This window comes from Pseudomonadota bacterium, from assembly GCA_016195085.1.
In the GTDB taxonomy this organism is placed as follows: domain Bacteria; phylum Pseudomonadota; class Alphaproteobacteria; order SHVZ01; family SHVZ01; genus JACQAG01.
In genome coordinates this window covers 1-21,658 of record JACQAG010000035.1, presented here as the reverse complement: position 1 = coordinate 21,658, position 21,658 = coordinate 1, and the positions used below count along the sequence as shown (strand labels likewise).

At 67.3% G+C, this 21,658-nt stretch carries 19 protein-coding genes; 5 read left to right on the top strand and 14 right to left on the bottom strand.

From position 1 onward, the window contains the following. The first annotated feature begins 183 nt into the window (after positions 1-183). A complete protein-coding gene (locus HY058_10755; GenBank protein MBI3497770.1) occupies positions 184-771 on the top strand; it encodes a Holotricin-3 precursor in 588 nt (195 codons plus the stop codon). Between the two features lie 82 nt (positions 772-853). On the opposite strand, the gene HY058_10750 is transcribed toward HY058_10755, so the two are convergent. From HY058_10750 to rpsD, 3 genes are all read right to left on the bottom strand, one after another. After that, entirely contained in the window at positions 854-1,651 is a 798-nt protein-coding gene (locus HY058_10750) for a dioxygenase (protein MBI3497769.1), read from the bottom strand. 26 nt (positions 1,652-1,677) lie between these two features. Next, positions 1,678-2,877, bottom strand: coding sequence for a pyridoxal phosphate-dependent aminotransferase (locus HY058_10745; GenBank protein MBI3497768.1), 1,200 nt, complete (start codon positions 2,875-2,877; stop codon positions 1,678-1,680). Between the two features lie 90 nt (positions 2,878-2,967). Next, positions 2,968-3,582, bottom strand: coding sequence for a 30S ribosomal protein S4 (gene rpsD / locus HY058_10740; protein MBI3497767.1), 615 nt, complete (start codon positions 3,580-3,582; stop codon positions 2,968-2,970). 480 nt (positions 3,583-4,062) lie between these two features. On the opposite strand from rpsD, the gene HY058_10735 reads away from it, so the two are divergent. Beyond that, on the top strand, positions 4,063-5,169 hold the full coding sequence (locus HY058_10735) for a transglutaminase family protein (protein ID MBI3497766.1): 1,107 nt from the start codon (positions 4,063-4,065) through the stop codon (positions 5,167-5,169). 21 nt (positions 5,170-5,190) lie between these two features. Here the strand turns inward: HY058_10735 and HY058_10730 are convergent, their stop codons facing one another. The 8 genes from HY058_10730 to HY058_10695 form a co-directional block, all read right to left on the bottom strand. Continuing rightward, positions 5,191-5,949 carry an RNA methyltransferase gene (locus HY058_10730; GenBank protein ID MBI3497765.1) on the bottom strand — a complete coding sequence of 253 codons (759 nt, stop codon included), beginning with the start codon at positions 5,947-5,949 and terminating at the stop codon, positions 5,191-5,193. 151 nt (positions 5,950-6,100) lie between these two features. After that, positions 6,101-7,705: a citramalate synthase gene (locus HY058_10725; GenBank protein MBI3497764.1), complete on the bottom strand. Its 1,605-nt coding sequence runs from the start codon at positions 7,703-7,705 to the stop codon at positions 6,101-6,103. Then, positions 7,702-9,108, bottom strand: a complete 1,407-nt coding sequence (locus tag HY058_10720; GenBank protein MBI3497763.1) for a cysteine--tRNA ligase — start codon at positions 9,106-9,108, stop codon at positions 7,702-7,704. Before HY058_10720 ends, HY058_10725 begins: the two co-directional genes overlap by 4 nt. Positions 9,109-9,123: 15 nt before the next feature. Further along, positions 9,124-10,461, bottom strand: a complete 1,338-nt coding sequence (locus tag HY058_10715; protein ID MBI3497762.1) for a glutamate--tRNA ligase — start codon at positions 10,459-10,461, stop codon at positions 9,124-9,126. 161 nt (positions 10,462-10,622) lie between these two features. Continuing rightward, positions 10,623-12,278 carry an NAD+ synthase gene (locus HY058_10710; GenBank protein MBI3497761.1) on the bottom strand — a complete coding sequence of 552 codons (1,656 nt, stop codon included), beginning with the start codon at positions 12,276-12,278 and terminating at the stop codon, positions 10,623-10,625. Positions 12,279-12,339: 61 nt separating this feature from the next. Further along, positions 12,340-13,089 (bottom strand): YkgJ family cysteine cluster protein, encoded by a 750-nt coding sequence (locus HY058_10705; GenBank protein MBI3497760.1) that lies wholly within the window; start codon positions 13,087-13,089, stop codon positions 12,340-12,342. Next, positions 13,086-14,219, bottom strand: a complete 1,134-nt coding sequence (locus HY058_10700) for a nicotinate phosphoribosyltransferase (protein ID MBI3497759.1) — start codon at positions 14,217-14,219, stop codon at positions 13,086-13,088. Before HY058_10700 ends, HY058_10705 begins: the two co-directional genes overlap by 4 nt. A gap of 66 nt (positions 14,220-14,285) precedes the next feature. Next, positions 14,286-15,668, bottom strand: coding sequence for a 3-deoxy-7-phosphoheptulonate synthase class II (locus HY058_10695; GenBank protein ID MBI3497758.1), 1,383 nt, complete (start codon positions 15,666-15,668; stop codon positions 14,286-14,288). A gap of 112 nt (positions 15,669-15,780) precedes the next feature. On the opposite strand from HY058_10695, the gene HY058_10690 reads away from it, so the two are divergent. Together HY058_10690 and HY058_10685 are read left to right on the top strand one after the other, a co-directional pair. After that, a complete protein-coding gene (locus HY058_10690) occupies positions 15,781-16,086 on the top strand; it encodes a cupin domain-containing protein (protein ID MBI3497757.1) in 306 nt (101 codons plus the stop codon). A 107-nt stretch (positions 16,087-16,193) separates the two neighbouring features. After that, complete coding sequence (locus HY058_10685; protein ID MBI3497756.1) at positions 16,194-16,853, top strand: class I SAM-dependent methyltransferase; 660 nt, start codon at positions 16,194-16,196, stop codon at positions 16,851-16,853. 122 nt (positions 16,854-16,975) lie between these two features. Here the strand turns inward: HY058_10685 and HY058_10680 are convergent, their stop codons facing one another. Next, on the bottom strand, positions 16,976-17,911 hold the full coding sequence (locus tag HY058_10680; protein ID MBI3497755.1) for a DMT family transporter: 936 nt from the start codon (positions 17,909-17,911) through the stop codon (positions 16,976-16,978). Positions 17,912-18,099: 188 nt separating this feature from the next. Between HY058_10680 and HY058_10675 the strand changes: the two genes are divergently transcribed. Then, the gene (locus HY058_10675) at positions 18,100-18,348 is read left to right on the top strand and encodes a hypothetical protein (GenBank protein MBI3497754.1); all 249 of its coding nucleotides are present in this window, start codon (positions 18,100-18,102) and stop codon (positions 18,346-18,348) included. A 9-nt stretch (positions 18,349-18,357) separates the two neighbouring features. On the opposite strand, the gene gor is transcribed toward HY058_10675, so the two are convergent. Then, positions 18,358-19,734, bottom strand: coding sequence for a glutathione-disulfide reductase (gene gor, locus HY058_10670; protein ID MBI3497753.1), 1,377 nt, complete (start codon positions 19,732-19,734; stop codon positions 18,358-18,360). Positions 19,735-19,943: 209 nt separating this feature from the next. Further along, positions 19,944-21,437: an NAD-dependent succinate-semialdehyde dehydrogenase gene (locus HY058_10665; GenBank protein MBI3497752.1), complete on the bottom strand. Its 1,494-nt coding sequence runs from the start codon at positions 21,435-21,437 to the stop codon at positions 19,944-19,946. Positions 21,438-21,658: the final 221 nt, after the last annotated feature.

Here is a 21,658-nt window from a genome sequence, read left to right as displayed (position 1 = left end):
CATGACGAGCTTGAATCACCAAGCTGGCGCCATGTCAAGTAATATCCCTCTATCTACATGGACACAAAAGCAGCCGAAAAGCCGCAGACAGTCAAACAGCTCAAGCGCTTATCGCAAAACACAGGGTAAAGTTCGGCCTAAGGGTAGAGCGCGGGGCTGATGTCAACAACGACGGAGACGACGATGAGCATTATCAAGACGACCAAGTGGATGGCAGCCGCGATGCTGGCGGCCGGATTGCTGATGATGCCTTTCGGCCAGGACCAGTTCCTCGGCTCCTCCCCGGCATTCGCCAAGAGTGACGGTGGCGGCGGGGGCGGGGGCAGCGGTGGTGGCAACGGAGGCGGGAACGGAGGCGGGAATGCCGGGGGCAATAGCCATGGCGGCAATGGCGGCGCCAATGCGTCCGACAAGGGCGTTTCCGGCAAGAGCGGCGCCAGCCAGTCCGCCGAGGTCGAGGCACGCGGCAAGGCCGCCAATGTCCTCGGCAACCTGAATGCCGCCCACGCTTCGACGACGGCTCTCAAGAACGCCTCGCCCAATTCGATGGTCGGCAAGATCGCGACCTATGAAACGCAAATGAAGGCGGCTCTCGCCATCACCGATCCGGCGAAGCAAGCCGCCGCGATCACCGCGGCAAGGCAGCAGCTGGCGCAGAGCGCCAACAAGGAGCTGACACCGACAGCCATCACCCGTGTCGATGGCTTGCTTGGGATCAACGGCGCCTCGCCGCAGCTGGGCACGACCGCGACGAGCACGGCGACGCGTTAGCTCCCGCCGGGAGCAGAACTTTGCGAACAAGGGCCGCCCCAATGGTGCGGCCCTTTTTTCCACTCGGAGATGCTTTAGGCGATCAGCCGCTCGCGCCCGCGAAACGGAAAGAGGCGAGGCTTAGATTGCCGTGGGTGAAGCCGCGGTAGAGCGCGGTGCCGCGCGCACCCTCGCCGGCCGCGCCGAGGGCCACCAGCAGCGGATAGAAATGCTCCGGCCGCGGATGGGCCATGCGGCCATGGGGCGCCTTCACCTCGAAATCGACGACCTCATCGATCCGGCCCAGGGCCAGCGCTTCGGCGAGCCAGTCCTCGAACTCCTGGGCCCAGGGCTCCGGCCCGTTGCCGCCGGGTCGGGCCAGCCGGCGGAGATTGTGGACCGCCCCGCCGCTGCCCATGACCAAGACGCCATCGGATTTGAGCGGCGCCAGCGCGCGGCCGACCGCCAGGTGGTGGCGGGCGCCGAGATGGGTCTGGATGGAGAGCTGGGCCACCGGCACGTCGGCCTCGGGAAAGAGATTCATGAGCGGGACCCAAGCGCCGTGATCGAGGCCCCAGCTCGGATCGGTGCCGGCGGCGAAGCCGGCCTCCAGCAACAATCCGGCGACGCGGTGTGCCAGCGCGGGCGCCCCCGGTGCCGGATAGACGATCCGGTAGAGCTCCGGCGGGAAGCCGCCGAAATCGTGGATGGTCTGCGGCCGATCGGTCTCGGCCGCCATCGGGTTCTCGGTCTCCCAATGCGCGGATACGGCAAGGATCGATTTCGGCCGCTGCAGCGTGCGGCCGAGCCCTTGCATGAACGCCTGGACCTTGTCTTCTCCCGGCGACAGCGCCAATGCCAAGGTCGGCGCGCCATGGGATAGAAACATCGGCTGCTGCAGATCGTTCATGGCGCTCGCTCCCTCTCTCACTGCGCCGCGCGCGGAGCGGCCGATCCCGCCAGCTCCGTCGCCAGCCGGACGATGCGCCTTCCGGCATCGGCCAAGATCGCCTCGTCATTGGTGAGCGAGATGCGAAGCTGGCCTACGGCGCTGGGCCCGAAGCCGTCGCAAGGCAGCACCGCCACGCCATGGCGCTTGAGGAGCGCATCGGCGAATGCCTCCGAGCCGAGGCCGGTGCCGCGGACATCGAGCATGACGAACATGCCGCCCTCGGGCGGCGTCACCCTGCAGTTCGGCGCCGCATCGAGGATGGCGCACATCATCGCCGCACGGCTGCGATAGGCCTCGCGCAACGCCGCCGCTTCCGGCAGCTCCTGGCGAAGGGCTGCGAGCGCGCCCGCCTGGATGAAAGGCGGTCCGCCGTAGAGCAGGCAGAGGAGCAGATTGAAGAGGTGAGCCGTAAGGCTCTCGGGGCCGATGATCCAGCCCAAGCGGAACCCTGGAACCGCATGGGATTTCGATAGGCTGGAAACGACGACGGTGCGCTCGGCCATGCCCGGCAGGCTCCACGGGCTCACATGCGCCCGCGCATAGGCCAAATCCTCGTAGACCTCGTCGGACAAGAGCCAGAGATCGTGCTTGCGGCAAAGCTCAGCCACGGTCTCGATCTCGGCCTTGCTCATGACCGCGCCGGTCGGGTTGTGCGGGCTATTGATCCAGATCACCTTCGTCTTCGGCGTGATCGCCCGGGCGAGCGCGTCGAGATCGGGATGGAAGCCGGTCTCCGGCCGGAGCGGCACATTGACGAGCCGGGCACCGCTGGCGCCGGCCACCGCCTCGTATGTCGCATACATGGGCTCGGGCACGATCACCTCGTCCCCCGCACCGGCGAGGCACTGCAAGGCGCAATAGAGCCCGGCCTGGGTCCCCGGCACGATCACCACGTTTTTGGCGGTGCAGGGACGGCCGGTGCGCCGGGCGAAGCGCTCGGCCACCGCGCTCCGCACCGGCTCCTGGCCGAGGATGGGCGAGTAGCCGACCTCGTGCTGGCGGAGCGCTGCGACCGTGGCTTCGATCATCGGCTCCGGCGGCGCCTGATCGGGCTCGCCGACGGTGAGCAAAATGACATCCTTGCCGGCGGCGCGCATCTGCAGGGCCTCGATGTGGAGGCGCCAAGCCCCCGCGCCGCGGCCGGCGACGCGATCGACCAGGGATGAGAACCGCATGCGGAGACTCCTTCCGGCCGGCAACGCAGGCCCGGCCAGCTCTGGAGCAGACAGGTCGGCCGCTAAAGCGGCTCAGCCTCTCTTGCGAGTTTAGCGCGAGTAGAACTCGGTCACCATGTTCGGCTCCATGGTGACCGGGAACGGCACGTCCTCGAGCGCCGGTGCGCGCAGGAATTTGCCCTTCATCGTCTTGTGGTCGACCTCGAGATAGTCGGGCACGTCGCGCTCGGGGCTGACCGAAGCCTCCAGCACGAAAGCGAGCTGCTTCGACTTGTCCTTGATCTCGATCGTGTCGTCGTTCCTCACCTGGTAGGAGGCGATGTTGACCCGCTTGCCGTTCACCCGGATATGCCCGTGATTGACGAACTGGCGGGAGGCGAAGACGGTCGCCACGAACTTCATGCGGTAGACGACGGTATCCAGGCGGCGCTCCAGGAGCTCGATCAGGCGCGCACCGGTGTCGCCGCGCCGCCGGCTCGCCTCTTCGTAGAGGCGCCGGAACTGCCGCTCGCCGATATTGCCGTAGTAGCCCTTGAGCTTCTGCTTGGCCGCCAGCTGGATGCCATAGTCCGACGGCTTCTTGCGGCGCTGGCCGTGCTGGCCGGGACCGTATTCCCGCTTGTTGATCGAGCTCTTCGGCCGGCCCCAGAGATTGACGCCGAGGCGTCGGTTGATCTTGTATTTCGAGCTTTCGCGCTTGCTCATGACATGGCTCCGTTTCAGGTGTTGTTGTCCCGGTAGGGCTCGAAAGGCGAGCCGGGGCGCATCCACGACTTGAGGCGGGTTGCGTCCGCGTTCCCGGGAAGAGGCGCGGGAGTATAGTCGGCGCCAACCGGCTGTCAAATCGTCATCGACGGACGAGATTGCCAGCCGGGCTCAACCGGTTAGGTTGCGCTCTGAACCCCTGCCGACCTTGTTCCCGGCTGACCGACGCCCCGGCTGCCGGCCCGGCACCCTCACCCGCCCGCGCTTGACAGGCACCGGGCGGGTCCCCGACACTTCTTCAATCGTGCTCATGCCCGGTACGGGCTGGCTCCGGCGGGCGGCAGAGCCGCCCCGACCAAGGCGCGACGGGATCGTCGTCGGCGACAGTCTCTTCTCAAAAACAATTGGGTCCGGCGGGGCGCGGCCATGATCGGTGGTCGACCCCGCGGCCATTTTGCGAAGGGAGAGCGACCAATGTCGATCAACAGGCGCGACTTCTTGCTGGGCGGGACTGCCTTGTCGCTCGGCGCTGCATCCTCCTTCAGCGCCTTCGCGCAAGGCGCACCCGGTGCCTTCGCCCCAAAGCCGACGGCGTGGCGCCGGTTCGAGGTGACGACGCGCATGGAGATCGCCGAAGCCGAGGGCCAGGCCCAGGCCTGGATCCCGTTGCCGTCGGTCAACGAGCCTGACTGGATTCGCCTGATGGGCAGCCTGTGGACTACGAATGCCGCCAATGCGGTCCAGGTCCGCGATCCGCGAAGCGGCGCCGAGATGCTGCATGCCGTGTGGGAGAAGGACGAAGCAAAGCCGGTCGTCGAGGTGCAAAGCCGCTTCGCTGCCCGCGACCGCTGGATCGACTTGGCGAAGCCGGGCCCAACGCCCGCCCTCAGCGCCAAGGCGCGCCTGCACTATACCGCCGCCACCCGGCTCTTGCCGACCGACGGCATCGTGCGCGAGACCGCGCGCAAGATCACCCAGGGCGCCCGCTCGGATGTCGACAAGGCGCGGCTCCTCTACGCGTGGATCGTCGACAACACCTTCCGCGATCCCAAGATCCGCGGCTGCGGTCTCGGCAACATCGCCTACATGCTGGAGACCGGCAATCTCGGCGGCAAATGCGCCGACTTGAACGCGCTCTTCGTCGGCATGGCGCGGGCCTCCGGCCTGCCGGCGCGCGACCTCTATGGCATCCGCGTGGCACCCTCGAAGTTCGGCTACAAGAGCCTCGGCGCCAATTCCGAGATCATCACCAAGGCGCAGCACTGCCGGGCGGAAGTCTACTTCACAGGCTTCGGCTGGTTCCCCGTCGATCCGGCCGATGTGCGCAAGGTCGTGCTCGAGGAGCCGCCGGGAAACCTGGCGCTTGCCGATGCGATGGTGGTGAATGCGCGCAAGACGCTGTTCGGGGCGTGGGAGACCAACTGGCTTGCCTACAATTCTGGCCTCGACATCGTGCTCCCGGGCTCGAAAGGACCGACGCTGGAGTTCCTCATGTATCCGCAAGCCGAGACCGCAGCAGGCCGTCTCGACAGCCTCGATCCCGACGCGTTTCGCTATACGATCAAGGCGGCCGAGCTCGCCGCCTGAAACAATTTCGGCAAGCGCGTCCTAATATTTCCGCTTGTCGACCAGGCAGCGCACCACGCCGTGCATGGTGCGGAGCTCCTGCTGGGTCGGCAGCGCGCGCTGAAAGAGGTTGCGGAGGTTCCTCACCATCGAGGGCCGTTGCTCGAGATTGCGCAAGAAGCCGCAATCGTCGAGCTCTGCCTCCAGGCGCTCGAGGAAGTTGACGAGCTCGGCCTTAGGCGCAGGCAGGCTGTCGGATCCCCAGGATTGGCGCTCCGGGGTGGGATCGTCGGCAACGAACCACTCGTAACCCAGGATCACCACCGCCTGCGCCAGATTGAGCGAGCTGAAGCCGGGATTGAGCGGCACCGTCACCACGGTATCGGCCAGCGCCAGATCGTCGTTGACGAGGCCGCTCCGCTCCGGACCGAACAGCACCCCCGGCTTGGCGCCGGAGTCCATCAGCGCGCGCGCCTCCTTCGCCCACAGCCTGGGCGTGATCACCGGCTTCGCCATGTCGCGCAGCCTGCCGCTGCTGGCATAGACGCGGGCGAGATCGGCGATCGCCTCCTCCACCCGCTCATAGAGACGGCAGCGATCGAGCACGACATCGGCCCCGCTCGCCGCCGCATAGGAGCGCTCATCCGGCCGCCCATGGCGCGGCCGGACCAGGCGGAGGTCATCGAGGCCGCAATTCAGCATGGCGCGCGCGGTGGTGCCGATGTTCTCGCCCAGCTGCGGCTCGACCAGGATGATCGCCGGTCCGCTCAAGATTAGCGTCTGCTGCGTGTTGGTCGGCATCGCTAGGTTCGGTGATTGGATAGTAGATCGCCCCCTCCCCTACCCTCCCTCGTCAAGGGGGAGGGTGAAGAAGGGAAAGGTGCGGCTCTGTCCCCTCCCCCCTTGCGGGGGAGGGATAGGGAGGGGGGTATCATCAGAGTCGGCACGGGCTTCAGGCGCCGGCGCCGACCTTGGCGCCGTCCCGCATCAGCTTGTAGGTGATGCCGTCAAAGAGCGCGTCGACCGAGGCATCGATGATGTTGGCCGACACCCCGACCGTGGTCCAGCGCGCACCATGGCCGTCGCCGCTTTCAATCATCACCCGGGTGACCGCCCCGGTGCCGTCGCTGGGCGTCAGGATCCTTACCTTGTAGTCGACCAGGCGCATCGCATCGAGGCTGCCGTAGAAGCCGGCGAGCGCCTTGCGCAGGGCGGTGTCGAGGGCATTCACCGGGCCGTTGCCGACCGCGACCTCGTGGCGGAGCTCGTTGCCGACCCCGACCGTGACCGTCGCCTCGGACTCTGTAACCAATGCGCCCTTGGCGTTGTAGCGCCGCTCATCCATGACCCGGAAGCGCTTCAGCGTGAAATAGTGAGGCACGTCCTCCAGCGCCCGGCGGGCCAAGAGCTCGAAGCTCGCCTCGGCGCCGTCATAGGCATAGCCCATGGCTTCCCGCGCCTTCACCGTCTCCAGAAGCGCCACCAGGCCTGGATGGTCGGGCTTCACCTCGAGGCCGATCTCGCGGAAGCGGGCGACGAGATTGGCGCGGCCGGATTGGTCGGAGACCACCACATGGCGGCGATTGCCGACGCGCTCCGGCTCGATGTGCTCATAGGCCCTTGCATCGCGGGCGACCGCGGCGGCATGCAGGCCGCCCTTGTGGGCGAAGGCCGACTCGCCGACATAGGGTGCCTGGCGGTCGGGCGCGCGGTTGAGCCGCTCATCCAGAAGCCGGGAAACGCGGGTCAGCTGCTTCAGGCCCGCATCGGTGATGCCCGTACCATAGCCCATCTTCAGCATGAGCGTCGGGATCAGGGTCACCAGATTGGCGTTGCCGCAGCGCTCGCCCAAGCCATTCAAGGTGCCTTGCACCATGCAGGCCCCGGCGCGCACGGCGGCGAGCGAGTTGGCGACCGCATTGCCGGTGTCGTCATGGCAGTGGATGCCGAGCCGCTCGGCCGGCAGGCTGGCACCGAGGCTCGTCACCACCTCCTCGATCTCGTGCGGCAAGGTGCCGCCATTGGTGTCGCAGAGCACCAGCCAGGCCGCACCGGCGTCGAGCGCGGATCTGAGGCAGTCGACCGCATAGCCGGGATTGGCCTTGTAGCCATCGAAGAAGTGCTCGGCGTCGAACACCACCTCATCGACGCGGGTTCGCGCGTGGGCGACGCTGTCGGCGATCATCGCCAGATTGTCCCTGAGGTCGGCGCCGAGCGCCACCTCGACCTGGAAGTCCCAAGCCTTGCCGACGAGGCACACCGTGCCGGCGCCCGCGGCCAGCACCGCGGTCAAGCCGGGATCGTTGGCGGCACTGCGGCCGGCGCGCCTGGTCATGCCGAAGGCCACCATCCGCGCCTGGGCGAGATTGGGCGGCTCGGCGAAAAGCCGGTCGTCGGTCGGATTGGCGCCGGGCCAGCCGGCCTCGAGATAGTCGAGCCCGAGCTGGTCCAAGGCCTCGGCGATCGCCCGCTTGTCCTCGACCGAGAAGTCGATGCCCTGGGTCTGCGCACCATCCCTGAGGGTGGTGTCGTAGAGATAGATGCGCCGGCCCGTCACGCGTCGCTCGCTACGGCGGTTTGCATCTTCCAGGTCGTGCCCTCTGGTCCATCCTCGAGCGCCACGCCCTTGGCGGCGAGCTCGGCGCGGATGCGGTCGGCCTCGCGGAAGTTCTTGGCCTTGCGGGCGGCCAGACGGTCGGCGATCAGGCCGTCAATGGTTTCCCTGTCCAAGCCGGCGACTTCAGATGCCGAGCGTTGGAACCAGGCATCGGGCTGGTCGCCCAACAGGCCCAAGAGCGCGCCCGACTGCCTAAGCTTGCCGGCGAGCGCGGCCCGCTCGGCAGGCTTGGTCGCCTTGTTGAGGGCTGTCGCCTGCTCGTGCAGGTGGCTCAAGGCCAAGGGGGTGTTGAGATCGTCTTCGAGCGCCGCCAGGACATCGAGCGGGACATCGTCATTTCTGGGCAGTGCCGGAGCGCCGGCAGCGCTGCGCAGCGCCGTGTAGAGCCGATCCAGCGCGGTCTTCGCCTCTACGAGTCCGGCACGCGTCCAGCTGAGCGGCTGGCGATAGATTCCGGTCAGCATGTAGTAGCGCAGCACCTCGCCCGGCCACGCCTTCAACAAGTCGCGGACGGTGAAGAAATTGCCGAGGGATTTCGACATCTTCACGTCTTCGAGCGTCAGCATGCCATTGTGCAGCCAGGTGCGCGCCATGAAGGGCGTGCCGTGGGCGCAACGGCTCTGGGCGATCTCGTTCTCATGATGGGGGAAGATCAGGTCCTGGCCGCCGCCATGAATGTCGAAGACCGGCCCGAGATACTGCTTGGCCATGGCCGAGCATTCGATGTGCCAGCCCGGACGACCGCGGCCCCAGGGCGAATCCCAGCCGGGCTGCGCGGCATCCGACGGCTTCCACAAGACGAAATCCGCCGGGTCCTTCTTGTAGGGCGCCACGTCCACCCGGGCGCCGGCAATGAGCTCGTCGCGGCTGTGCCGGGAAAGCTGGCCGTAGTCCGCCATCGAAGGCACGCTGAACAGCACGTGACCATCGGCCGCATAGGCGTGCCCCTTGGCGATGAGGGCTTCGATCATCCCGATCATCTGCGGGATGTGCTGGGTGGCGCGCGGCTCAACGTCGGGCTCGAGCGCGCCCAAGGCCCGCATGTCCTGCTGGAAGTCGGTCGTCGTCCGCTCCGTCAGGCGCTCGATCGGCTCGCCCGCCTCGCGTGATCGCTTGATGATCTTGTCATCGACGTCGGTGACGTTGCGCACGAAGGTCACGCGCGGATAGAGCCGCCGGAGCAGGCGATTCAGCACGTCGAAGACGATAACCGGGCGCGCATTGCCGATATGCGCCAGGTCGTAGACCGTGTTGCCGCACACATACATGCGGACATGGTTCGGGTCGAGCGGAAGGAATTCCTCCTTCCGCCTTGTCAGCGTGTTGTGGAGCTTGAGCGGCATCGCTTTTCGGTCGCTTCAGGCGGTCTTGCCGCCGAGCCGGGCCTCGGCCCGGGCGCGGCCGATGAGGGGTAGCAGATTGCGCAATTCCGGTCCATGGTCGCGGCCGGTGAGCGCCAGCCGCAAGGGCAGGAACAACGCCTTGCCCTTGCGCGCTGTGGCCGCCTTCACCTCATCGGTCCAGCGTCCCCAGGTCGCCTCGTCCCAAGGCTCGGGCGGCAGCAAGCTGCGCGCCGTCTCGGTGAAGCCGGGATCGGCGATCGCCGGCGCCACCGCGCCACGGCACACCTGCCACCAGGAAGCCGCATCGGCGATGCGCGTCAGGTTCGGCTTGACCGCCAGCCAGAACCGCTCATCGGCGTCGATGCCCGACCGATTCAGCCGGTCGGCGACGGCATGAAACGGCATCGTCTGGATCAGCCGGTGATTGAGCTGTTCCAGCTCATGGGGATCGAAGCGCGGCGTCGAACGGGCGAAATGGCCGAGATCGAAGTGCTGGGCGAGCGCCTCCAGCGAGCCATGGGGCTCGATCGCATCGGAGGTGCCGAGATGGGCCAAGAGGCTGTTGAGCGCCATCGGCTCGATGCCGTCCCGGCGCAGCTCCGCCACGCCGAGGCTGCCGATGCGCTTCGACAGCTTGCCGCCCTCGGTATCGGCGATCAGCGGCAGATGGGCGAATTCCGGCACCGGAGCCGCCAGCGCCCGAAAGAGCTGGATATGCACCGCGGTGTTGTCGACATGATCCTCGCCGCGAATGATGTGGCTCACCTTGAAGTCGATGTCGTCGACCACGCTGGCCAGCCCATAGATCGGCCGCCCGTCGGCGCGCACCAGGACCGGGTCGCCGAGCTTGGCGCCGTCGAAGACCACCGCGCCCCTAACGAGGTCGGTCCAGGCGATCGGCCCATGCTCGAGCTTGAAGCGCCAATGCGGCCGCCTTCCTTCGGCCTCGAAGCGCGCGCAATCGGCCTCGGTCAAGCTGAGCCCGGCGCGATCGTAGATCGGCGGCTTACCTGCGGCGAGCTGCACCTTGCGGCGGAGCGCCAACTCCTCCGGGCTCTCGTAGCAGGGATAGAGCCGGCCCATGGCCTTCAGGCGCGCCTCGGCCTCGGCGTAGCGTCCCATGCGATCGGATTGGCGCGCGAACAGGTCCCAATCGAGACCGAGCCAGCGCATATCCTCCTCGATGCTGAGCGCGAACTCCGCGGTCGAGCGCTCCATGTCGGTGTCATCGAGGCGGAGCAGGAAGCGCCCGCCCTGGCGGCGCGCGAACAGCCAGTTCACCAGCGCCGTCCGGCTGTTGCCGATATGCAGCCGACCCGTGGGACTCGGCGCGATCCGGACGAGCACGGACATGATCCGCTAGATTTCCAGGAGAGAGCACCGGTCGCGCATGCCCCCACCCCGGCCCTCCCCCAGCAGACGCTGGGGGAGGGAGCCGAAGCGCTCATCTCCCCTCCCTCGCCGCAGGCGGGGGAGGGTTAGGGTGGGGGCCTCGTTGACCGTGGTCACGCCGTCTATCTCTGAAACGCGTTGGTGATGGGGTAGCGGCGGTCGCGGCCGAAGGCGCGCGACGTGATCTTCACGCCGGGCGGCGCCTGGCGCCGCTTGTATTCGGCGCGGTCCAGCATGCGCCACACCCGGCGCACGGTCGCCTCGTCATGGCCGCGGGCGACGATGGCGGCCACGTCCTCCTCGCGCTCGATGAGCCCGCTCAGGATGTCGTCCAGCACTTCATAGGCCGGCAGCGTGTCCTGGTCGGTCTGGTTGGGCTTGAGCTCGGCCGAAGGCGGCTTGGTGATGACGCGCTCGGGCATGACCCGGCCGGCGGGGCCGAGCGCGCCAGCGGGCCAGAGCTGGTTGCGCCAGCGGGCGAGCTGGAAGACGGTCATCTTGTAGATGTCCTTGAGCACTGCATAGCCGCCGCACATGTCGCCATAGAGCGTGGCATAGCCGACCGACATCTCCGACTTGTTGCCGGTCGAGAGCACCATCGGGCCGAATTTGTTGGAGAGCGCCATCAAGGTGATGCCGCGCGCCCGGCTCTGCAGGTTCTCTTCCGTGATGTCCGCCGGCAGCGAGTCGAAGCTGGGCGCCAGCATCCGGGCGAAGGCCTGCATCGCCGGCTCGATCGGAACGGTATCGAGACGGACGCTCAAGAGCCGGGCGACTTCGGCCGCATCCTCGAGCGACTCGGAGCTGGTATAGGGCGACGGCATCATCACGCAGTGGACCTGACTCGGGCCCAGCGCGTCGGCGGCGACCGCCGCGGTCAAGGCGGAATCGATGCCGCCGGACAGCCCGAGGATGACGCCGGGAAACCGGTTCTTGCGGACATAGTCGCGCAAGCCCAGCATCATCGCCTGATAGATCGCCTCGAGCCCGGCGGAAGGCGGTACCTGCAGGCCCGGCTCGCAGCGCCAGCCCGCAGCGCCCCGCCGCCAGAGCGTCAAAGACACCGTCTCCTGCCACGCCGGAAGCTGCACGGGAGTGCTGCCGTCGGCGGCGAGCACGAAGGAGGCGCCGTCGAAGACCACCTCGTCCTGGCCGCCGATCTGGTTGACATAGACGAGAGGCAGCCCGGTCTCCGCCACGCGTGCCACGCCCAGACCGTGGCGGGTGTCGAGCTTGTCCAGCTCGAAGGGCGAGCCGTTGGGCACGATCAGGATCTCGGCGCCGGATTCCTCCAGGGTCTCCGCCGCATCCGGCGTCCACATATCTTCGCAGATCATCACGCCCAGGCGCACGCCGCGGCAGACCATCGGGCCCGGCATCGGCCCGGGCGCGAAGACGCGCTTCTCGTCGAACACGCCGTAGTTCGGCAGATCGTGCTTGAAGCGCGTGGAGACGATCTTGCCGCCATCCAGCAAGAGGGCGGCATTGCGGGTCTTGCCCTCGTGGGGCCAGGGTGCCGTCGCCAGCACGGCAGGGCCGCCATCGGCGGTATCGGCGGCGAGGCCCTCGACCGCGTCCACCACGGCGGCAAGGAAGGCCGGCTTCAGCACCAGATCCTCGGGCGGATAGCCGGAAACCGCGAGCTCGCCCGGCACCACCAGATCGGCGCCGAGCCAGGCGGCCTCCAGCCTGGCCCAGCGGAGCTTGGCGAGGTTGCCTTCTATGTCGCCCACGACCGGGTTGATCTGGGCGAGCGCAATGCCGATTTTGTCGGTCATGGGGTCAACATTGGCCGCCGCCGGCCCCCTGTCAACTCGGCTTCAAGCGCTCAATGCGCCTTCAAGCCGGGTCTTCGGGATCGTCGGCGGGCGCGATGCGCCACTGCGCCGGCGCCAGCGACGGCTCATGCGCCAGCCATCGCTCCGCGGTATTGGGCTGGCCCAGCGCGATTGCCAACCCCGCGACCAGCTCCACATCGCCGTCGACATAGCCGGCCTCCACCAGCCCGGTCATCAAGCCCTCATTGACGGCGAGGCCCACCAGCCAGGGGATCCGCCAGGCATCGATGCCCTCAGGGTTGCCGCCGCCCAGGATCTCGCGCTCGCAGGTCGCCACGTTCATGGAATTGAAGGAGCGGCAGATCATCGGTCGGACGGGATAGACCGAGCAGCGACCGTCCTCCAGGAGCGGGCATGGGTCGCGCCGGAGCTGCCGCTCCGCCTGCTCGAGGCCGGCATGGAGGGCCTGGCGCTCGGCGATGCGCTGCATGAGGCGGGACCGCCGCTCGGCCCCGAAATTCTCCTCGATGTAGAGCGCGATGCGGATGACGGTGGCGCCGTCGGCCAGCACGGTCAGCCGGCAGCAATGGGTGCAGCCCTCCCGGCAATCCAGCTTCCGCTCCGGGCCGGACCATTTCTCCAGGCCGGCGACCGCGTCCTCGAAGGCGCCCATCGCCGCATCGACCGTGACGCGGAGCTGGCCCGGGTTCGGGCGCGCCTGCAGCGCATCCGCTGTCGCCGCGCTGAGAGAGCGGCCGAGCTCGACGAAGAACGGTTCGAGGGAAACCCGCTGTTCCGATGGTTCGCTCACGAGGCGACCTTCGCCTTGCGCAGCAGAAACTCGCGGCCGACCTTGACCATGGGCTCGCCGTCATAGGCGACGATGTCGGCGGTGGCGTAGGTCTCGCTCCAGTTTTCCGGCAGGTAGGAGCCGGTGCCGACCACGTCGATCGGCGCCCGGGCGAGCGCCATGACCCTGCATTTGGCCGGCGAGAAGCCCGAGGAGGCGACGATCTTGACCGCGGGGAAGCCGGTCTTGTCCAGACTCTCGCGCAAGGACCAGATAGCGGCCGCCGACACCCCCGGGCCGATGAGCGAGCGCAGCTCGGCCTCGGTGCGGTAGCCGCGGATCGCCTCCGGCGCGTTGCGCTCGAGGAGCGCATAGGAGGACCCCACATCGAGGCCCTCGATGTAGCGGCCGCCATGGGTATCGAGCCTGAGCGAGAGCCGGCCGGAAGCGGCGAGATCGGGAAAGCGCCGGCACACATCCAGGCTGTCGGTGATCTCGCGGCCGTAGTAGTCGACCAGCACGGCGATACCGTCATCGGGAAAGGTCTCGTGGAACATCTCGGCCGCGCGCACCGTCGAGCCGGCATAGCCGATGAGCGCATGCGGCATGGTGCCTTTGCCGCTCTGCTGGCCGAAATAGCTGGCGGTGGCGTCGGTGGCGTTGGCGACGAAGCCGATGGCGCCCACCTTCTTCTGCGCCTTCCGGGAGCCGACGCAGGCACCGTAGGCCATGAGCTCGGCCATCTCGGTGCCGGCGCAATGGCGCGCATCCATGGCAAGGAACGCCGTCTTCGGCAGATCGACGCACATGGTGTAGGCGTTGTAGGCGGCGACCGAGGCGGCACCCAGCTTCTGCAGGTAGATCGTCTCCAGGTCGACCAGATGGAAGAGCGAGCCCGAGAGATAGAAGATCGGCTGGCCGGCGCCGACCCAAGCACCTTCCTGGTAGTTGAGGTCGATCTCGAAGCTGACGCCACGGGCTCGGGCCACCGTCTCCAGCCAGTCGATCGCCAGGCGCGGCGCCGAGGTCACCGGGCGGCGCATGAAGACGGCATAGGTCACCCGCTTGTCGCCGAAGCGGCCGACGCAGGCCTTGGTCTTCAGAAAATACTGATCGGTGAAGCGCGGGATGTCGTCGACGGTCGGCTGCATGGCGGGCGACCCGGCTCGTTATGGGCGAGGGATCCGGGCCGCTCGGAGGCGGCCCGGAGCGGACGGTCAGGAAGCGGCGGCGATAGGCGAGGCGGCGGCAACACGGCCGCGCTTCAGGAGCTCGGCCAGCTCGAAGGCGAGCTCGATCGATTGGCTGGCATTCAGTCTGGGATCGCAATGGGTGTGATAGCGGTCGCCCAAGGTGCTCTCGTCGATCGCTTGCGCGCCGCCCACGCACTCGGTCACGTCCTGCCCGGTCATCTCGAAATGCACGCCGCCGGCATGGCTGCCTTCGGCCTGATGCACGGAGAAGAAGGTACGGACTTCGGCCAGGATGCGATCGAAGATCCGGGTCTTGTAGCCATTGGCCGACTTGACCGTGTTGCCGTGCATGGCATCGCAGACCCAGGCCACGCGCTTGCCCTCGCGCTCGATCGCACGAACGAGCGGCGGCAGCTTCGCTTCGGCCTTATCCGCACCCATGCGGCAGATGATGGTGAGGCGCCCCGGCTCGTTCGCCGGGTTGAGCGCGTCGATGAGACGGAGCGCGTCGTCGCTGGACAGGCTGGGGCCGGCCTTGAAGGCGAGCGGGTTCTTGACGCCGCGGAAGAACTCCACATGGGCGCCGTCGGGCTGCCGGGTACGGTCGCCGATCCAGAGCATATGGGCCGAGCAGTCGTACCAATCGCCCGTGGTCGAGTCGACCCGGGTCAAAGCCTGCTCGTAGCCCAACAGCAAGCCTTCATGGCAGGTGTAGAAATCCGTCTCGCGCAGCTCGCGGATGGTCTCCGGCGTCAGCCCGCAGGCCTGCATGAAGGCCAGGCACTCCTGGATGCGGTCTGCGAGCTCCTGGTAGCGGTGCCCGGCGCCGCTGTTGGCGACGAAGCCCAGGTTCCAGGCATGCACCTTCTGCAGATTGGCGAAGCCGCCCTGGGCGAAGGCGCGCAAGAGATTGAGCGTGGCGGCCGACTGGTTGTAGGAGCGGATGAGCCGCTGCGGATCGGGTCGCCGTGCCTCAGGCGAGAACTCCATGCCGTTGATGATGTCGCCGCGATAGGCCGGCAGCTCGACCCCTCCCTGGGTCTCGGTCGGCGCCGAGCGGGGCTTGGCGAACTGGCCGGCCATGCGGCCGACCTTTACCACCGGCAAGGAGGCGCCGAAGGTCAGCACCACCGCCATCTGCAGGAGCACCTTGAAGGTGTCGCGGATGTTGTTGGCGTGGAACTCGGCGAAGCTCTCGGCGCAATCCCCGCCCTGCAGGAGGAAGGCGCGGCCGTCGGCCACCTCGGCCAGCTTCGCCTTCAGGTTCCTTGCCTCGCCGGCGAAGACCAAGGGCGGAAAGACGCGGAGCTGCGCCTCGACTTGGGCCAGCGCAGCCGCATCCGGGTAGTCCGGCTGCTGGCCGATTGCCTTGCCGCGCCAGCTCTCTGGCGACCATTTCCCGGCCATGGCGGATCCTCTGGTTTCGATTCGTTCTCTAAGCCTATACGCAAGGCCAGGATTTTAGGCAAGGATGGCGGCGGAAGCCCCTATAAGCATTGGATATGGGAAGGGATTGGAGATGGCTGAAGCCAAGCTCAAGGACGCGATCGCCACCAGGCAAATCGACACCGAGCGGGTCCGGGTCACCGAATACCGCTTTCCGCCGGGCTCGCACACGGGCTGGCACCGCCACGAGTTCGACTATGTGGTCGTCCCCATGCGGGGCGGGCCCTTGCGCCTCGCCGAGAAAGCGGGCGAGCGCATCGCGACCTTGGTTACCGGCCAGGCCTACACCAGAGAGGCCGGGGTCGAGCACGACGTCATCAATGACGGGCCGGGCGAGGTGGTGTTCGTCGAGGTCGAGATGAAGCCGGAAGCGCGCTGAGGCGCTGGCCCCCGATACCTGCCAAGCCATCGATCTTCTGGGAGATCCATAGCGGGCTGCCCAGGGAAGGACCCGGCGACAACGGCTCGACCCGGCGCGCCTTCGGCATGCTGGGGCGGCTGCCGCCGAACCTACGGGTCTTGGATGTCGGCTGCGGGCCCGGCATGCAGACACTCGAGCTCGCCCGGCTGACCCAGGGACCCATTGCGGCCTTGGACACCCATCGGCCGTTTCTGGACGAGCTCCGGCGCCGAGCCGGAGAAGCAGGCTTCCACCGGCGCATCATGCCGGTCAACGCCGCCATGGCCTCGATGCCGTTCGCTGCCGGCAGCTTCGACCTCATCTGGTCGGAGGGGGCGATGTACATCATGGGGTTTAGCCAGGCTCTCCACGCATGGAAGGCGCTGCTCAGAGACGCGGGCCAGATCGTGGTGACCGAACCTTGCTGGCTCAAGGCCGATTTGCCGAGCGTGGTCCGCGAACACTGGGCGGAATACCCAGCCATGACCACCATTGAGGGCTGTCTTTGCCGGATCGAGGCGGCCGGGTACCGCGGCATCGGCCATTTCACCCTGCCGGAGCGGTCTTGGTGGGACGATTATTACGGGCCGAAGGAGCAGCGCCTGTTCATGCTGCGGGAGAAATACGCCGGTGACGAGGAAGTGCTGAGCAGCATCGACAAGGCGCTGAGCGAACTCGATGTCCACCGACGCTACGGTTCCTATTACGGTTATGTCTTCTTTGCGATGCGGTGTGAGAGCACTTGAGCGCCTGTGTCGCGAAAACCCTGGTCTTCAGCGCTGCCGATCGCTCGCACGCGCATACCGCAAGGGTCATGCGGACTTCGATGGCGAAGGCAGAAGATGTGCGCTCATCGGTTCTGGCGTCTCTATACGGCCCGCCCTCCGGCACCAGCGCGAGCGGCTGCAGCGGATGCCGGCCGCAGCACCGTGGCGACCGCGGCCAGAACCAGCGCCAGGGCCACCGCCTCTTGCCAGCCGACGGACTCGCCCAGCAGCAGCATGCCCGACAGCGTGCCGACGACCGGGATCATCAGGCTCCCCATGGCGGAGACGTTGACCGGCACCAGGCTCACGATCTTGAACCACGCCCAATAGCAGAAGATGAAGGCGATCAGCATGTTGTAGACGACCGCGAAGAGTGCGGCGTGGCTCGGCGGCCACGGGATGGGCGGATCGATGATAAGGGCGCCGGCGAGCATGGGCACGCCGCCCAGGACGAGGAGCCAGCCGGTGAGCGCGGTGGTCGGCAGGTCGATGGGAAAGCGCTTCAGCAAGACCGTGCCGGCACCCCAGGAGAAGGCGGCGGCGATCATCAGGAGCGAGCCGACCGGCGCCTCGGCCAGGTGTGCCGCCTCGCCCCCCATCAGCACCGCCATGCCGGCCATGCCGAAAAGGAGGCCGAGGGCGCGGTTGGGCGTCAGCCGCTCACCCAGGACGAGCATGCTGAGGAGGACCGCCCAGAGCGGCATGGTGAAGGCAAGGATCGCGGCCCGGCCCGAGGGCAGGAGCTTGAGGCCGTAGACGCCGAGTACGTTCCAGAGCATGACGTTGGGGATGGCGACGAGGATGAGCCGTCCCCATTGATGGGAAGGCGGCCAGAACCGCTGGCCGGTGGCCGCGGCGATGCCGAGCAAGCCCAAGGCACCGGCACCGGCGCAGATCGCGCGGAAGCTCCACACCGGGACCTCGGCCACCGCCAGCTTCATGATCGGCCAGTTGATGCCCCAGCACAGCGTCACCATGGCCAAGAGCACGAAGGCGACCCGGTTGGGGGAGAGTTGGGCTGGTCTGGGCAAGGACATGGCGCGTTGCAGCATAGAGGCATAGTGAGGATGCCGGCCCCGCCTCGCCATGCATCCGGCGGCATGGCAGACCTGCAGAATCGGAGCGGCGAAGGAAACCGACCGGCCTTGCGTGTGCTAAGATGACGATCCTCGGGAGGGGATGGCGACGAAGGAGCTCACCCTCCGTGAACGATGGCAAGACGGTATTGGCGCGCGTTCTGCTGCTGGGCGGTCTCAGTCTGGCGCTGGCGGGATGTGTCGCGGCCGAGCCGGCGCTCCCTTACTCCGCGCCGGCTTACGGGTACTACTACCCCTACGGCACCTCCCCGTACGGTTATTACCCCTACGCCTATGTCCCCTATGGCTACGGCTACGGCTATGGCGGAGGCTACAGCAGCTTCGGCTTCTCCTATCGCTCAGGCCGGGAGCGCTGGCGCGGCCACGATTGGCGCTAGCGAAGCGCGCTAATCCGCGGCCTTCGCCGGCAGCTCCGGGTGCTTCTCGCGCAAGGTCACAAACTCCTCCGCCGCACTCGGATGGATGCCGACGGTGGCATCGAACTGCCGCTTGGTGGCGCCACATTTAAGCGCCACCGCCATCCCCTGGATGATCTCCGGCGCATCCGCACCCACCATGTGGCAGCCCAGCACCCGGTCGCTGGCGCCGTCGACCACCAGCTTCATCAAGGTGCGCTCGTCCCGCCCGGCGAGCGTGTTCAGCATCGGCTTGAAGCGGGTCACGTAGACGTCGACCTGGCGATGGGTGTTGCGCGCCGCCGCCTCGCTCAAGCCCACGGTCGCCACCGGCGGCTGGCTGAAGACGGCCGAGGGTACGTTGGCGTGGTCCGCGACGATCGGATTCTTGTTGAACAAGGTCTCCGCCACCGCCCGGGCCTCGGCAATGGCGACCGGCGTCAAGTTCATGCGGTTGGTGACGTCGCCCACGGCGTAGATGGTCTCGACCGTGCTGCGGCTCCATTCATCGACGGCAATGGCGCCGGCCTTGTTGAGGGTGACGCCGGCCTCCGCCAGCCCCATCCCGGCGGTGTTTGGCGCCCGGCCGGTGGCGTAGAGGACGAGGTCGGTCTCGATGCGCTGGCCCGCATCGGTCGCGACCGCAAAGCCGTCCGCCGTCTTCTCGATCGCCACCACTTGGGTCCGGGGCATGAGCTTGATGCCCTGCTTCGCCAGCTCGGCTGCCAGATGCTGGCGCACATCGTCATCGAAGCCGCGCAGCACCGTGTCGGCGCGGAGGATCTCGGTCACCTCCACCCCGGCATTGCGGAAGATGCCGGCGAACTCGACCGCGATATAGCCGCCGCCGACGATCACCATGCGCCGGGGCAGCTGCTTCAGGTCGAGCGCTTCGTTGGAGGTGATCGCATGCTCGATGCCGGGGAGCTTCGGCAGCGCTGGCCAGCCGCCGGTCGCGATCATGATCTTGTCGGCGGTGTAGGTCTTGCCGGCGACCTGGACCGTGTGCGCATCCACGAGCCTGGCGCGGCCGTCGATGATGCGGACCCCGGCATTCTTCAGCATAGCGATGTAGATGGCGTGCAGGCGGTCGAGCTCGCGGTCCTTGCGTTCGATCAGCTTCGCCCAATCCAAGCGGCGCTCGCCCACGGTCCAGCCGAAACCGGCCGCATCCTCGAAGTCGCGGGAAAAGCCGCTGCCATAGACCAGGAGCTTCTTCGGCACGCAGCCGCGCAAGACGCAGGTGCCGCCGACCCGGACCGACTCGGCAATCGCTACCTTGGCCCCATAGGTGCCGGCGCGGCGGCTGCCGGCGACACCGCCGGAGCCGGCGCCGATGGTGAAGAGATCGAAGTCGAAGCGAGACATGGGAGGCTCCCCGATTGGCCTAGAAGCGCGACGATACGACCCTCACCCTCCCGCGCAAGGCGCGGGGCCCTCCCTCTCCCGACCAGGGAGGGTCGGGGAGGGGGTGCGCCGCACCCCCTCCCAAATCCCACCCCAGGTGGGAGAGGGTGCCGAGCGCCAGCGAGGCGGGTGAGGGTCCGTTCGTAAACACCCGCCGCGTACTCATCGCGCTAACGGTCGACCCCGCCCATGCAGAGATATTTGATCTCGACGAACTCCTCGATGCCGTATTTGGAGCCCTCGCGGCCGATGCCGGACTCCTTCATGCCGCCGAAGGGTGCGACTTCGGTGGCGAGGATGCCTTCATTGGCGCCGACCAGGCCGTATTCGAGCGCCTCGGCGACGCGCCAGATCCGGCCGATGTCGCGGCTGTAGAAATAGCCGGCAAGCCCGAACTCGGTGTCGTTGGCGAGCCGGATCGCCTCCTCCTCGGTCTTGAAGCGGAACAAGGGTGCCACCGGCCCGAAGGTCTCCTCGCGGGCGACCTTCATCTGCGTGGTGACGTCGGCCAGCACGGTCGGCTCGTAGAAGGTGCCGCCCAAGGCATGGCGCTTGCCGCCGGTGATGACGCGGGCCCCCTTGGACACGGCGTCGGCGACATGCTCCTCGACCTTGGCCAGCCCATTTGCGTCGATGAGCGGGCCTTGCTGGGCGCCGGGCTCGGTGCCGCGGGCGACCTTGAGCGTCTTCACCGTCTCGGCAAGCTTGGCGGCAAACGCGTCATAGATGCCGTCCTGCACCAGGAAGCGGTTGGCGCACACGCAAGTCTGCCCGGTGTTGCGGAACTTGGATGCGACCGCTCCGGCGACGGCGGCATCGAGCTGGGCGTCGTCGAAGACGATGAAGGGAGCGTTGCCGCCGAGCTCGAGCGAGACCTTCTTCACCGTGCCGGCGGCTTGGCGCATCAGGAGCTTGCCGATCTCGGTCGAGCCGGTGAAGCCGATCTTGCGCACGATCGGATTGGACGTGAGCTCGGCGCCGATTTCAGAGGACCGGTTGGAGGTGATGATGTTGAACACGCCTTTGGGAATCCCGGCGCGCTCGCCGAGCTCGGCCAAGGCGAGGGCCGAGAGCGGCGTCTGTTTCGCCGGCTTCACCACCACCGGGCAGCCCGCCGCCAGCGCCGGGGCGCATTTTCGGGTGATCATGGCGGCGGGGAAATTCCACGGCGTGATGGCGCCGACCACGCCCACCGGCTGCTTTAGGACGACGATGCGCCGATCGGACGCGTAGGTGGGAATGACGTCGCCATAGATGCGCTTGCCTTCCTCGGCGAACCAGTCGACGAAGGAGGCGGCATAGGCGATCTCGCCCTTGGCCTCGGTCAAGGGCTTGCCCTGCTCGGCGGTCATGATGAGCGCCAGATCGTCCTGGTTCTCCATCATCAGGTTGAACCATTTCCTGAGGATGTTCGCCCGCTCCTTGGCGGTCTTCTTGCGCCAGGGGCCCCAAGCGGCATTCGCCGCCTCGATGGCGCGCCGCGTCTCCTTCACCCCCATGTCCGGTACCTCGACGATGACGCTGTCGTCGGCGGGATCGGTGACGGCGAAACGGCGGCCGTCATCGGCAGCCGCCCAGGCGCCGTCGACATAAGCCAGATTCTTGAGCAGGCGCTGGTCCTTGAGAGGAAGCGAGGTGGGCGGGGTCTCGGTCTTGAGCTGCATGACGCCTCTCCGCTGACTGGATCTTGGCAAAATATAGTCCCGCATCCGGCCCATGGTAAGGCTTGGCCCCGAAGACCCTCACCCCGTCCCTTGTATGGGGCTTTTTCTGTCAAGGGCGATTTGGGGCATTTGATCCTCCTGGATTGGGGGGCTGGAAGATTTCTGCTGATCGATCCGAGTGGAGCTCGCGTTGGGGGCGCGGGCGATCGCGCCGCAGCCTT